Consider the following 13,850-nt stretch of genomic DNA (forward strand, 5'->3'; position numbering starts at 1 on the left):
GCGCTCCCGCTCCGTCGTGCGGGCTGCCGCGCCGGCTCTCGGCGATCGCGCCAGGAATCGTGGCGCGATCGCGGAAACCTGGCGCGATCGCGCGGGCGCCCGCAACGGGCTCCGCTCAGAGCGCCTTGATCGGAACCGTCGGAATACCCTCGGTGTGGCCTGCGACCGGCAGTCCTCGCGCGGCGCGGACCCGATCGAGGGTGAAGGATCCGATCGCGAGCAGCAGCCCCAGTGCCGTCAGCACGAGGCCGACCCACACGGGTGCCCGGTATCCGAATCCGGCGGCGATGACCACTCCGCCCAGGTACGCGCCGAATGAGTTGCCGATGTTGAGCGCCGAGTGGTTGAGTGCTGCGGCGATCGACTGGCTGTCGCGCGCGACATCCATCAGCCGGGTCTGGATGGCGGGCGAGATGGCCGACGCGGACGCCCCAACCAGGAACACGCCGACAGCGAGCGCGACCCAGTTCTGCGCGAGCGCACCGACACCGATCAGCGCGGCCATGAGCACCACGAAGAAGGTCAGCATGGTGCGCTTCACGCTGCGGTCCGCCATGGCACCGCCCACGAGGTTGCCGACGGTCATGCCGAGGCCGCAGCACACGAGCATGAGCGGCACCGCCCACTCCGGAAGGCCTGCGACGTCGGTCACGATGGGCGCGATGTACGTGTAGAGGGCGAAGAGTCCGCCGAATCCGATGGCACCGATCGCGAGGGTGAACCACACCTGGGGCCTCGTGAACGCCTTCAGCTCGCGGCGCATCGTCGCCTCGGCGTTCCCCGCCTGCCACGGGACGGCCAGCATCACGGCGAGGAACGTGAGCGCGAAGATCCCGGCGACGGCCAGATACGCGATACGCCAGCCCGCCTGCTGTCCGATCCACGTGATGGCCGGAACCCCGACGACGTTCGCGATCGTCAGGCCGGAGAGCACGAACGCCACGCCCCTCCCACGCTTGCCGGGACCCATGAGGGATGCCGCGACCAGGCTCGCAATGCCGAAATAGGCTCCGTGCGGAAGGGCGGCGACGAACCGCGCGACGAGCACCAGGCCGAATGTGGGCGCCACCGCCGCGGCAACGGTGCCGAGGGTGAACGTCACCAGCAGCCAGAGCAGCAGCCGCTTGCGCGGCCAGCGTGCCGCGGCGGCCGCGATCGTCGGCGCACCGACCACCACGCCGAGCGCGTATGCGGAGATGATCCAGCCGGCCTGCGCGTTCGCGTCGGCCGGATTCGCCGCGTAGAGCTGCGGCAGCAGATCCGAAGCGATGTTCGGAAGCAGCCCCATCGCCACGAACTCGGTCGAGCCGATGCCGAATCCGCCCAGCGCGAGCGCGAGCAGGGCAAGACGAGTGCGGGCCGGCGAGAGCGCCGGCCCGTCGGTGTGGTTGGCCATGTCGTCAATGCTAGGGGTCGGACGTGACATTCTCGAATCGATTCGATGACGAATGGACGTCGGGTTTCAGGTCCTCGGGCCCGGTGCGCGTGCCGCTGTGCCGGCGTCGGGTGTGCCGGAGGCCGGGCGTCCCGCGGATCCCTGGGATCCGCGGTGAATCCGTCAGTCCTGCTGGGCGTCCAGCGCCGCCTCGAGCCGGTCCACCTTGCCGGTGAGCTCGCCGGTGTGGCCGGGACGGATGTCTGCCTTCAGCACGAGCGAGATCCGCGAGCCGTAGGCGCCGACGGCATCGGTCGCGCGCTTGATGACGTCGAAGACCTCGTCCCACTCCCCCTCGATGGTCGTGAACATCGAGTCGGTGCGGTTCGGCAGGCCGGAGTCGCGGACGATCCGCACGGCCGCCGCCACGGCGTCGTGCACGGAGTCGCCATCGCGGCCGGTTCCGCTGGGTGCGACGGAGAATGCGACGAGCATGATGGGGTCCTTCCGATCGGTGGGTGAAGCGTGCAGTGTCAGTCTGCGACGGTGGCCCGGGACGGAAGGCACGTCATCCGTCCCGCTGCGCGAAACGCGTCAGAGCTGCTGCGGGAAGAGCTCGTCGGCCGAGGGGCTGACTCGGGCTGCCGGCGCCTCGACGGGCAGGTCGTCGCCGGGGGCGGCATCCGGTCGGCTCAGCGGCCACACCCGACTGTCGGATGCCTCCGCCTCCGACACGCCACCGCGCGCGGCCCGCCCGCTGCCGGTGCGCCACAGTGCCACGACGGACCACCCGAGCACGACGAACAGCATCACGTTGCGCACGGTGACGATGGTCAGGATCCAGGCGTTGAGGTTGAGCAGCTCGAGATACAGATACGGGTAGAAGAGCTGGGTGAGGCCTGCCGTCACGCCGACGAGGATCGCAGGCGTGAGGAACCGGCGTCCGGACATGAGGATGCCGAGCACGACGGGTGCCGCAAGCCACGCGATGTACTGCGGCGACCCGACCTTGTTGAAGGCGATGAGGGAAGTCACGATCGCGAGCGAGAGCTGAGGCAGCACGAGGGATGTCGGTGCCTTGCGCATCACGGCGCGCAGCCCGATCAGCACGACGACGATCACGGCCACGGCGAGCGCGATCGTCATCGCGGCGCTGGCGACGTCGATGCCACGACCCATCACCTGGAACGTCAGCAGCGTCTGGTCGTAGTAGATGAAGCTGCCGGGCACGTGCAGCGCCGCCGCCCAGAACCAGGGCGCGCTGATCGGGGCCTCGATCTGGAGTCCGCGTCCCGTCTGCTGCGTCACGAAGCTGAACAGGTCGGTCAGCCCGCCGAACGCCGCCCCGATGATCACGATCACTGCACTCGTGGCGAGCACGTATGCGAGCATGCGCCACCGGCGGCGGGATGCGATCACGACGGCGAGGATGATGCCGGCCGGCCACACCTTGATCCAGGTCGCCACCGCCAGCAGCACCGCGGCCACGCGCGGCCGTGCGGCGAGCCAGACCAGCGCAACGATGACGATGGCGACGGACACTGCATCCAGGCGTCCGAGTGCGACAGGACCGAGGAGCAGCAGGAACGCGAGCCACCACCATGCTGCGGCCGTCGCACGGCTCCGTCGGCGGGTGATGAGCACGGCGAAGGCAATCACGTCGAACACCGTCACCATGGCCAGCCAGGCCATGACGTAGTTGTCCGGTCCCGCGATGAGCGGAATGAGGATCGGAACCATCGCCACGAGCGGATACACCCACGGCGCCGTCACGCCCATGAACTGATGGCCCAGCAGCGCCTCCTGCGCCCAGGGCCGGTAGACGATCGTGATGTCGCCGAGCGGCATCCCTGCTCCGTACAGGCCGCACAGCCAGAGCACGACGTGCACGAGGAGGAACGCACCCCACTGCGCGTAGGTGTTGCGGCTCAGCCGCAACAGGGTTGCGCGCGCGCCGGGCGTCCCGTCGGACGCAGTGCCGGACGACCCCTCGGTCGCGGTGTCGGTCGCCATAGTCGTAAATGCTACCGACCCGGAGCCATCGCTCCTGACGCGGGCCGGCATGGTGTCATCGGGGAGATCACGCCGCCATCAGCCCGCCATCAGCCTCCGGCCACGGTGGGATCAGCGTGCGAGCGCTGTCCCGATCGCCGTCGAGACCGCGTCCGCGACGTCCAGGGCGGCGATCGGCCCGCCGGCCTGCCGAGAACTCGCGAGGGCAGCCGCCGCACCGTGCAGAGCTGCGGCCGTCGCTGCCAGGCGGGCCAGAGCATCCGCTCCGCCGTCGGCGACGGCATCGGCCTGGGTGGCGACGAGCGCCCCGAGGATGCCGCCGAGCACGTCGCCGCTTCCCGCGGTGGCGAGCCAGCCGGCATCCGGTCCTGTGCTGACGTCCACCACCTCGCCCGACGGGGCGGCCACGTGCGTCACATGTCCCTTGAGCAGCACGACCGTTCCGGTCGCGCGGGCGGCGCGCGCTGCCCAGGCTGCGGGATCCGCCGCGATGTCGGAGGCGGATGCCGTCACACCGCCGTCCGCGAGCAGTCGGGACAGCTCGCGATAGTGCGGGGTGACGACGACCGGACCGCGTGCCTCCGACACGAGATCCAGGGCTCCCGCATCGATGACGGCCGGAACGCCTTCGGCGAGCGCCGAGCGCAGGCGGTCGGTGGCGGCAGGGTCGCGGTGAGCGGCATCCATGCCTGATCCGAGCAGCCAGGCCTGCACTCGCCCGCCGACCGTGACGACCTCGGGCCGACGCTGCAGGATCAGCGCGGCCGGAACGTCGTCGCCGACGTAGCGGATCATTCCCACGCCCGTGCGCGCCGCCGCCTCGGCCCCGAGCACCGCAGCTCCCGGATACCGATCGGATCCGGTGACCATGCCGAGCACCCCGCGCGAGTACTTGTCGTCGTCGACGCCCGGCACGGCGATCCAGTCCCGACAGTCGTCGAGCGTCCAGCGCTGACGTGCTGACTGGCGGCCATCGTGCTCTGCGTCGGTGTCCATGCCATCACGATAGGTTTTCAACGCACGTCGACGAAAGGCTTCCCATGCCCATCTCCCTGCCAGGCCGCGTGGTCATCTTCGATTACGGCGAGGTGATCTCCCTCAGCCCGAGCGAGGCGGACCGGGAGGCGCTCGTGGAGGTGGCCGGGGTCGATCCGGACGGGTTCTGGGCGTCGTACTGGCGGCATCGCGAGGGTCTCGATCAGGGCACGGTGAGCATCCACGACTACTGGCGCCGGATCGAGGCCGACACCGGCGCGCACTGGTCGGAGAGCACGCTGCACCTGCTCTGGGTCACGGATTTCCGGGGCTGGCTGAGCGTGGATCCCGGCACGATCGACGTGCTCGTCGACCTTCGCGACGGCGGCACCCGCCTCGCGCTCCTCTCGAACGCGGGCGCCGACTTCGGCAGCTACTTCCGGCAGGGGCTGATCGGGTCGCTCTTCGAGCGCGTCTTCGTCTCCGGCGAGTTGCTGTTGGTCAAGCCGGATGCCGCCATCTTCCGCCACGCGCTCGACGAGCTGGGCGTGGACGCCGCGCACGCGGTCTTCATCGACAACAAGCCGGAGAACGTCGAGGGCGCGGAGGCGATCGGCATCACGGGACACGTCTTCACGGGGTCGGCCGACCTCCGGGCCTTCCTCTCCTCACTCGCAGACTGATCGCAGGGAACTTCCATGTCCGAACTCTTCGATCCGATCCAGATCCGCGGAACCCGACTGCGCAACCGCATCTTCACCGCGCCGATGTGCCAGTACTCGGCCATGGCACGCGACGGCGTCCCCACGTCGTGGCACCTCGTGCACCTGGGATCCATCGCAGCAGGCGGCAGCTCCCTGGTCGTCGCCGAGGCGACAGCGGTCTCGCCCGAGGGTCGCATCTCCGACCGGGACACCGGCATCTGGAACGACGAGCAGGCGGATGCCTGGCGTCCGATCGCCGCGTACGTCGCGTCCCAGGGCGCCGTGCCCGGCATCCAGCTCGCGCACGCGGGACGCAAGGCGTCGACGTGGGCGCCGTGGGGCGAGGACGGCCGACACGGATCCATCCCCGCGGAGCACGGCGGCTGGCAGACCGTCGCGCCGTCGCCGATCGCGTTCGACGGGTTCGCCACGCCGACCCAGCTCGATGCCGTTGGCATCGAGCGGATCGTGTCCGACTTCACGGATGCCGCGACTCGCGCCGTCCGCGCCGGCTTCGGCATGGTGGAGCTCCACGCCGCGCACGGCTACCTGCTGCACGAGTTCCTCTCCCCCGCCAGCAACCAGCGAACGGACGCCTTTGGCGGGAGCCTCGAGAACCGGGCGCGCCTGCTGCTGCGGGTCGTGGCATCCGTTCGGGCGGTCATCGGTGAACTGCCGCTCTTCGTGCGGTTCTCGGCCAGCGATTGGGCGCCGACGGGATGGGACGTCGACGCCTGCGCGACGGTCGCCCGCTGGTGCGCGGAGGCCGGCGCCGACTTCTTCGACATCTCGTCGGGTGGCAACGTGCAGGCCGACATCCCGATCGGTCCCGGCTACCAGGTACCGTTCGCCGAACGGATCAAGCTCTCCACGGGCCTGCCGGTGTCTGCGGTGGGCATCATCACGGAGCCGGCTCAGGCAGCGGAGATCGTGCGATCGGGGCGAGCGGATGCCGTGTCCTTGGCCCGCGAACTGCTGCGCGACCCGCACTTTCCGCTCCGTGCGGCGCACGAACTGGGGGTCGACCTCGACTACTGGCCGCCGCAGTACCTTCGCGCCCGCTGGCGGTGAGCAGCGGTCGTGCCCGCTCCCTGGCCGGACATGGCCGCACGATTCTCAGTGCGTGGAGAAACCGCCGTCGCTCTTGATGAGCTGGCCGGTGACCCAGCTCCCCTGATCCGACAGCAGGAAGCTCACGAGGTTGGCCGCGTCGTGGGGCGAGCCGAGCCGTCCCGTTGGCTGCATGGCGGTCAGGGCAGCTCGGGTCTCGTCGTCCATCCAGCCGGTGTCGACGGGGCCGGGGTTGACGAGGTTCGCCGTGATGCCGAGATGTCCGAGTTCACCGGCGGCAGCGACGACGAGCCGGTCCAGGGCGCCCTTGCTGGCGCCGTACGGCATGTTGTGCACGACGTGGTCGCTGGTCAGAGCGACGATGCGTCCCGAGACGCGCTCCAGCCTGGCGAACTCGCGGATGAGCAACCACGCCGCACGCACGTTGACCGCGAAGTGCTTGTCGAAGCTCTCCACCGTCGTGTCCAGGATCGAGGAGTCGACGCTCTGTGAATGCGAGAGCACGAGAGCGTCGAGTCCACCGAACGAGTCGGCGGCCTCGCGAACGACCCGTGCGGGGACGTCGGGATCGGCGAGATCCGCGTCGATCAGGCACACACGAGCTCCCGCGGAAGTCAGGTCGGCGACGAGGTCCGCGACGTCACGGCTGCCACCCCCGTATCCGGCGGTGTCGTCGTACCTCGTCCACGTGGTCAGCGCGAGATCCCAGCCGTCGGCCGCGAGCGTGCGGGCGATGCCGTGCGCGATGCTCGAGGATCGTCCGACGCCGGTCAGAAGCACGGAGCTGCGTGAGGTCATCACGCCAGTCTGCTGCATGCCGCTTCCTTCCCCAGCTCTCCGATCGGCTCAGCGCAGAGAGGGCTGCCGGGATCACTCTCGCCGAGTCGCGTCCTGCACCTCGCCCACGAGCTCCTCGATGATGTCCTCGAGGAACACGACCCCGACGGTCTCGCCGTCCGGGGCGACACTGCGGCCGACGTGTCCGCCGGAGCGCCGCATGATGCCGAGCGCGTCCTCGATGTCTGCGTCGGGCTCGAGCGCGATGAGCTGGCGGAACCGTTCGGGCGGGATGGGGTCGGTGTAGCCGTCATGTTCCAGGTCGAGCACGTCTTTGAGGTGGAGGTATCCGACGGGCTCGTCCGCGGCATCCACGATCACGTAACGAGAGAAGCCGTGCTTGGCGACGGCGCGCTCGAGATCGGCAGGCGTGGCCGTTTCGGGAAGGCAGACGAGCGTCTGCAGGCCGAGAGCGACATCCCGCACCTTCTTGGCGGAGAACTCGAACGCGTTGCTGAGTGTGCCGGTGCGGTCGGTGAGCACGCCCTCGCGCGTCGACTGGTCGACGATGGTGGCGACCTCGTCGAGCGTGAACGTGCTGACCGCTTCGTTCACGGGCTTCACGCCGAACAGCCGAACGATGCCGTTGGACGTGCTGTTGAGCGCGACGACGATGGGCCGGAAGACTCTGGCGACGCCGACGAGCGGCGGAGCGAGCATGATGGCAGCCCTGTCCGGCATCGAGAACGACAGGTTCTTCGGCACCATCTCGCCGAAAACGACGTGCAGGAACGTGACAAGCACGAGCGCGATCGCGAACGCGATGCCGCCGATCCAGGCATCCGAGAGCCCGGTGAGCTTCAGCGGCGCCTCGAGAACGTGATGGATCGCGGGTTCCGACACGTTGAGGATCAGCAGCGAGCAGACCGTGATCCCGAGCTGCGTGGTCGCGAGCATGAGCGTCGCGTGCTCCATGGCCCAGAGCGCCGTGCGCGCGGCGCGGCTGCCCTGCTCGGCCTTCGGCTCGATCTGCGAGCGCCTGGCGGACATGACGGCGAACTCGGCGCCCACGAAGAACGCGTTGCCGGCCAGCAGGATGACGAGCAGCAGTATCCCGATCCAGTCAGCCACGGTTACCCTCCCGTTCAGACCGTTCAGACCGTTCAGACCGCTCCGAGCGTTCCGACCGCTCCGAGCGTTCCGACCGCTCCGCGTCCGCGTCGCCCGCACGGCGCGACTCGCGGTCCGGATCAGGGGTGAAGCGGAGCGTGTCGACGCGGCGCCCGTCGAGACGCTCGACGCGCAGCACCCCGCCGTCCACGTGCACCGAGTCGCCGACGACGGGCAGCCTGTCCAGCTCGTTCATCACGTAGCCGGCGACGGTCTCGTACGGTCCGTCGTCCGGAATGCGAATGCCGGTGCGGTCCTCGAGCTCGTCGGGGCGCAGCATCCCGGAGATCGTGATGGATCCGACCCCGCGGACGATGTCCGCCTTCGTGCGGTCGTGCTCGTCGGCCACCTCCCCGACGAGCTCCTCGACGAGATCCTCGAGAGTGGCGACGCCCGCCGTTCCGCCGTACTCGTCGACGACGATGGCCAGCTGGTAGCCCTTGCCGCGCAACTCGCCGAGCAGGGTGTCGAGCGTCATCGTCTCCGGCACGCGCACAGCATCCGTCTGCAGAGCGGATGCCGGCACCAGCGCCCTGCGCTCGATCGGCACCGCGACCGCCTGCTTCACGTGCACGACTCCGACGATGTCGTCGATGTCGTCGTCGATCACCGGGAACCGTGAGAACCCGGTCTGCCTGGCGAGCGCCAGGATCTCGGTCGCCGGGTCCGACCGATGCACGCTCGCGACCCGCGGCCTCGGCGTCATGACGTCGGATGCCGTGTGTTCCGAGAAGCGCAACGTGCGTCCGAGCAGAGTGGCGGTGTCCGACTCGAGCACCCCGGCCTTCGCAGATCTGCGTACGAGGGATGCGAGTTCCTCCGCACTGCGCGCCCCCGAGAGCTCCTCTTTCGGCTCGACCCCGAACATCCGCAGCACGCCGTTCGCGCTCGCGTTCAGCACGAACACCGCCGGACGGAACACCGCGGTGAACGCGGTCTGGAACGGGATCACGATCTTCGCCGTCGCGCGCGGCAGGGCGAGCGCGAAGCCCTTCGGCACGAGCTCGCCGAGGATCATCGACACCAGCGTGGCGATGACGATGCCCACGATCGTGCCGATCGGCGGCACGGCCGCGGCCGGAACCCCGATGCCGGCGAGCGGACCGGCCAGGAGGGACGAGATGGACGGCTCCATCAGATAACCGGTGAGCAGGGTGGTCAGCGTGATGCCGAGCTGCGCGCTGGAGAGATGGGTCGAGGTGATCTTCAGCGCGGCGATCGTCATGCCGAGGCGCGTCTCACCGCGATCCCTCCGGGCCTCGAGATCCGCCCGGTCGAGGTTGACGAGCGCGAACTCGCTGGCGACGAAGAATCCCGTTCCGACGGTGAGCACGACGCCCGCTGCGAGCATGAGCCATTCGGACAGCACGGTCACCGCCCCCTGGCTGGGATGGTGGAAGACGCGGACGGCGTACTGGGAGGGTCATCCATCGTGGCACAAGGCTATACCGGGGCGACTGTGCGGAAGCGGAGCGCCTCGGTGTGAGAACGCGTGACGAGGTGCCGCCCGGATGCGATACACGGCTGACCCTCGTGACCATTCGCCAGACGTCGATATCCACGTCGCATCCCTTGACGTTGAAAATGTAGTCACGTAGACTGACGTCGATATCGGAGTCGGAGGTGGCAATGGCGTACACGGGTGCAGTGACCAGCGCCGAATCGCTCGGGCGCATCCTCCAACAAGCACGCCTTCTGGCCGGATTGAGCCAGCGAGAGCTTGCACGCCGATTGGGGACCACCCAGAAATACGTCTGGGAGCTCGAATCGGGCAAGCCCTCCATCGTCATGGAGCGGTTGTTCGCCGCCATGCGCGAAACCGGAATGACGCTGTCGGCGACCATCACGCCGAACGACGATCATGACTGAGCTCACTGTCGAGCTTTACGGTTCACAGGCCGGGGTGTTGACCGGCAGTTGGCGCGACTTCGACTTCGTCACCGCTCCGGCTGCGGTCGAACGCTTCGGGATCGACAGCCAGATGCTGTCGCTCGCGATCCCCTTCACCGCGGTGGCTGTGCGAGCGCGAAAGCAGCGGCGGCAGACATTCTTTCGTGAGCTGCTGCCGGAGGGCAGGATGCTCGCCGCGATGGCACATGAGGCGACAGTGGCTGAATACGACGTGCTCGGGTTGCTCCGGGCCTACGGCCGCGACGTCGCCGGCGCACTTCAGATCTGGGATCCTGACCGTCCAGGTGAGCCGAGACAGCCATCTATCGAACTCCTCGACGACGCCGGTGTGGGAGACATGCTTCGGCACGTACGCGCCAATCCGCTCGGCAACAAGCCCTTCGGCGGAAAGACGTCGCTTGCGGGTGTGCAGGACAAGATCGTGCTGGCCACAACCGACGCCGGCTGGAACCGGGTCATCGACGGATGGCCGTCCACCCACATACTCAAGCCGCAATCCGACGACCAGCCGACATCCATCTACGACGAAGAATTCGGCGCCCGGATAGCACGCGCGAGCGGGCTCACCGCCTACCAGACCCTTATCGAAGAGTTCGACGGCATCCCGGCCCTTGTCATCGAGCGATACGACCGGGCACCGAATGCTCCGCAGGGACGTATCCACCAAGAAGACTTCAGTCAGATCCTCGGTGCGACCGGCAACGAGAAGTACCAGAAGTACGGAGGCAGAGTGAGCCTGGAGCGGATCGCACGGGTCTTCTCGGGTCAGGGTGATCGCGAGTCGCTCGAGCGGTTGTTCAGACTCGTCGTGGTCTCGGTCGCGATCGGCAACCTCGATCTCCACACCAAGAACATTTCGGTGCTGCATCCGCTGGACTCCGCGGTGACGCTCGCACCGGCATACGATGTTGTACCGCAGTCGCATCAGCCGAACGACGGGGAACTCGCACTCGCCGTCGGTGGCGAATATCGGCACGCCGTGATCACTGCTGCACATCTCGAAGCCGAAGGGCGTAGCTGGGGTCTTGCTGACGCGGGCCGCCATGCCGCGGAGACGCTGCAGACGGTGCTCGACACCGTCCGCGACGAAGTCCCCCACCCGCGAGCACACCGCGATCTCGTCGCAGACATCGAACGATTCACCTCCAATCTGCTTGCGGGGGCGGAGGTGGGCCTTCCACTCGTGCGTCGGTGATCCGTCACGATCCTCGCGGCAGTGCACTTGGTGCGGTGTGCCGCGGATCCGGCCGTGGGCGTCGCACACTCGTCAACACCATCTGGCCCACGCCCGGCCCTCCGGCTGGCGCAATCGCCGGTGCACCCCGGCGTCGTCCTACGTCCGTGGAACGATGAAGGGATGAGCTCCGCCAACCTCACGCGCGCCGAGACCACCACCCGCTCACGCGACATCACGGTCCGTTCGTATCTCGTCGAACTCGATCTGACGAGCGCGTCGGATGCGGCGACGACCGGCTTCACGACGTCGACGACCGTCGAGCTCGACGCGAGAGTCTCCTCGACCTGGCTGGACTTCGTCGGCAGCGCCGTCGAATCCGTCTCCGTGAACGGTCGGGCGATTCCCGTTCGCTACGACGGCGCACGCATCCTCCTCGACGGGCTGACGGCGTCCAGCGCTGTGGTCATCCGGGCAACGGCCGACTACAGCCGCTCCGGCGAGGGCATGCACCGGTTCGTCGACCCCGTCGACGGCGAGACCTACCTCTACACGCAGTACGAGCCGGCGGATGCCCGTCGCGTTTTCGCCTGCTTCGAGCAGCCCGATCTGAAGGCGCCTTTCGTCTTCACGGTGCACGCCCCCGAGCCGTGGACGGTGCTCTCCAATCGGAACGCGATCGCCAGGGATGCCGCGGACGGCACGCAGACCGTCACGTTCGGCCCCACGCTGCCGATCTCCACCTACATCACGGCCGTGATCGCAGGGCCATACCACCGCGTCGAGGGCGGATGGAGTGGCAACGGTCTCGACGTTCCGCTCGGTGTCTACTGCCGGGCGTCGCTGGCCGAGCACCTGGATGCGGACGAGATCCTCGAGGTGACCCGCCAGGGCATGGACTTCTACGCGGAACACTTCGGATATCCGTATCCGTGGGGCAAGTACGACCAGGTCTTCGTGCCCGAGTACAACCTCGGTGCGATGGAGAATCCCGGATGCGTCACCTTCACGGAGCGCTACGTCTTCCGCGGCGCGGCGACCAGGGCGCAGCACGAGGCTCGCGCGACGACGATCCTGCACGAGATGGCACACATGTGGTTCGGCGACCTGGTGACCATGCGCTGGTGGGACGACCTGTGGCTGAAGGAATCCTTCGCGGACTTCATGGGCACGCTCGCGACGGCGGAGGCCACCGAGTTCACGGATGCCTGGGTCGCGTTCGCGAACCGGCGAAAGGCCTGGGCATACCTGCAGGATCAGCTGCCGACGACGCATCCGATCGTGGCGGACATCGTGGACCTGGAGGCGGCGAAGCTCAACTTCGACGGGATCACCTACGCCAAGGGCGCTTCCGTGCTGAAGCAGCTCGTCGCGTATGTCGGCAGGGACGCGTTCTTCGAGGGCGCGCGTCGATACTTCCGTGCCCACGCCTTCGGGAACACCACCCTTGCGGACCTGCTCAGGGCGCTTGAGCAGACCTCCGGTCGCGATCTCGGCGCCTGGTCGAAGGCTTGGCTGGAGACGACGGGGATGACGACGCTCGAGCTCGAACGAGACGTGCGGGATGTCCGGCTCGTGCCGTCGGACGATCGTCCGCACCGACTCGCCGTCGGCTGGTATGACGCCGACGCCTCAGGTGCGATCGTGCGTGTGCGCCAGCACGGCGTCGACCTGTCCGGCGAGCCCGTGGCGCTGAACGGCGGCGCCGAGCTCGTGCTGGTGAACGACGACGACCTCACGTACGCCAAGGTCCGGGTCGACGACGAGTCGCTGCGCACGGTGCGCCACTCTCTGAGTCGCGTGGCCGACCCACTCGCTCGGGGTCTTCTGTGGTCGTCGCTCTGGAACGCCACCCGCGACGGCGTGCTGCCGGCCGACGTCTACCTCGAGATCGTCGGCGCCCACGCGACGGCCGAGACCGATGTGGCGCTGCTGACCGCCGTGCTGGGCAACGCCCTGTTCACGGTGCAGCACTACGTGCCCGATGAGGACCGGGCGAGCCGTGCATCCGACTGGCTGGAGACGACGTGGTCGAACCTCCTGGCCTCTGCGCCGGCGAGCGACCGGCAGCTGGCGTGGGCGCGAGCGACGGCGGATGCCGCTGCCTACGACGGCGCGCACGCGCAGGACATCCGCGGCCTGCTGCTCGGCACGACGCCCGCTCCGGACGGCCTGCCGTTGGATCCCGACCTGCGCTGGTCGTTCTGGACGGCCGTCTCCGCCACCGGCGACGCGACCGAGGCGGAACTGCGAGGCGAGCTGGAACGCGACGACACGGCATCCGGGCGCACGGCGCTCACCGGCGCCCTGGCGGCACGGCCCGACCGAGACGTGAAGGATGCCGTCTGGCGCTCCGCCCTCGACGACCTCACCCTCAGCAACGACGAGCTCGACGCGACGATCGCGGGTTTCCGCGCCGGTGCGACCCGGGATCTGACCGTCGCCCACGACCCGGAGTACTACGCGTCGCTGACCGACGTGTGGGCAACCCGGAGCATCGAGCTCGCCGAACGCATCGTCGTCGGCCTGTTCCCGAGGTCGGAGTCGACGGATGCCGTCGACTCCTGGCTCGCCGACAACCAGGAGGCGCCCGCCGCGCTGCGCCGCCTCGTGCTCGAGCGTCGCGACCACCTGGCCCGCGACCTGCGGGTGCGCGCCGCGAATGCGACCGCCGGCTGAC

At 68.6% G+C, this 13,850-nt stretch carries 12 protein-coding genes; 5 read left to right on the top strand and 7 right to left on the bottom strand.

All coding sequences use genetic code 11. From position 1 onward, the window contains the following. Window positions 1–115 precede the first annotated feature (115 nt). The 4 genes from ACX9R5_RS15420 to ACX9R5_RS15435 all read right to left on the bottom strand — a co-directional run bounded on the left by ACX9R5_RS15420 (window position 116) and on the right by ACX9R5_RS15435 (window position 4,384). Window positions 116–1,396, bottom strand: a complete 1,281-nt coding sequence (locus ACX9R5_RS15420) for an MFS transporter (protein WP_459409930.1) — start codon at window positions 1,394–1,396, stop codon at window positions 116–118. A gap of 162 nt (window positions 1,397–1,558) precedes the next feature. Beyond that, a complete protein-coding gene (locus tag ACX9R5_RS15425) occupies window positions 1,559–1,870 on the bottom strand; it encodes a thiamine-binding protein (RefSeq protein WP_459409931.1) in 312 nt (103 codons plus the stop codon). 99 nt (window positions 1,871–1,969) lie between these two features. Then, window positions 1,970–3,388, bottom strand: coding sequence for a glycosyltransferase 87 family protein (locus ACX9R5_RS15430; RefSeq protein ID WP_459409932.1), 1,419 nt, complete (start codon window positions 3,386–3,388; stop codon window positions 1,970–1,972). A 111-nt stretch (window positions 3,389–3,499) separates the two neighbouring features. Then, window positions 3,500–4,384, bottom strand: coding sequence for an ADP-dependent NAD(P)H-hydrate dehydratase (locus ACX9R5_RS15435; RefSeq protein ID WP_459409933.1), 885 nt, complete (start codon window positions 4,382–4,384; stop codon window positions 3,500–3,502). A gap of 44 nt (window positions 4,385–4,428) precedes the next feature. Between ACX9R5_RS15435 and ACX9R5_RS15440 the strand changes: the two genes are divergently transcribed. Continuing rightward, entirely contained in the window at window positions 4,429–5,046 is a 618-nt protein-coding gene (locus ACX9R5_RS15440; protein WP_459409934.1) for an HAD family hydrolase, read from the top strand. Between the two features lie 15 nt (window positions 5,047–5,061). Then, the gene (locus tag ACX9R5_RS15445) at window positions 5,062–6,138 is read left to right on the top strand and encodes an NADH:flavin oxidoreductase/NADH oxidase (protein WP_459409935.1); all 1,077 of its coding nucleotides are present in this window, start codon (window positions 5,062–5,064) and stop codon (window positions 6,136–6,138) included. A 45-nt stretch (window positions 6,139–6,183) separates the two neighbouring features. On the opposite strand, the gene ACX9R5_RS15450 is transcribed toward ACX9R5_RS15445, so the two are convergent. The 3 genes from ACX9R5_RS15450 to ACX9R5_RS15460 all read right to left on the bottom strand — a co-directional run bounded on the left by ACX9R5_RS15450 (window position 6,184) and on the right by ACX9R5_RS15460 (window position 9,451). Beyond that, window positions 6,184–6,936 (bottom strand): SDR family oxidoreductase, encoded by a 753-nt coding sequence (locus ACX9R5_RS15450; RefSeq protein WP_459409936.1) that lies wholly within the window; start codon window positions 6,934–6,936, stop codon window positions 6,184–6,186. A gap of 72 nt (window positions 6,937–7,008) precedes the next feature. Further along, the gene (locus ACX9R5_RS15455; RefSeq protein WP_459409937.1) at window positions 7,009–8,046 is read right to left on the bottom strand and encodes a hemolysin family protein; all 1,038 of its coding nucleotides are present in this window, start codon (window positions 8,044–8,046) and stop codon (window positions 7,009–7,011) included. After that, complete coding sequence (locus ACX9R5_RS15460) at window positions 8,039–9,451, bottom strand: hemolysin family protein (protein WP_459410104.1); 1,413 nt, start codon at window positions 9,449–9,451, stop codon at window positions 8,039–8,041. Before ACX9R5_RS15460 ends, ACX9R5_RS15455 begins: the two co-directional genes overlap by 8 nt. Before the next feature lie 281 nt (window positions 9,452–9,732). On the opposite strand from ACX9R5_RS15460, the gene ACX9R5_RS15465 reads away from it, so the two are divergent. The 3 genes from ACX9R5_RS15465 (at window position 9,733) to pepN (ending at window position 13,849) form a co-directional block, all read left to right on the top strand. Beyond that, window positions 9,733–9,954, top strand: a complete 222-nt coding sequence (locus ACX9R5_RS15465; RefSeq protein ID WP_459409938.1) for a helix-turn-helix domain-containing protein — start codon at window positions 9,733–9,735, stop codon at window positions 9,952–9,954. Next, window positions 9,947–11,191, top strand: coding sequence for a type II toxin-antitoxin system HipA family toxin (locus ACX9R5_RS15470; protein WP_459409939.1), 1,245 nt, complete (start codon window positions 9,947–9,949; stop codon window positions 11,189–11,191). The genes ACX9R5_RS15465 and ACX9R5_RS15470 overlap by 8 nt, the downstream gene beginning before the upstream one ends. Before the next feature lie 162 nt (window positions 11,192–11,353). Next, the gene (gene pepN / locus ACX9R5_RS15475) at window positions 11,354–13,849 is read left to right on the top strand and encodes an aminopeptidase N (RefSeq protein WP_459409940.1); all 2,496 of its coding nucleotides are present in this window, start codon (window positions 11,354–11,356) and stop codon (window positions 13,847–13,849) included. Window position 13,850 lies beyond the last annotated feature (1 nt).

The organism is Rathayibacter sp. CAU 1779 (genome assembly GCF_054551755.1).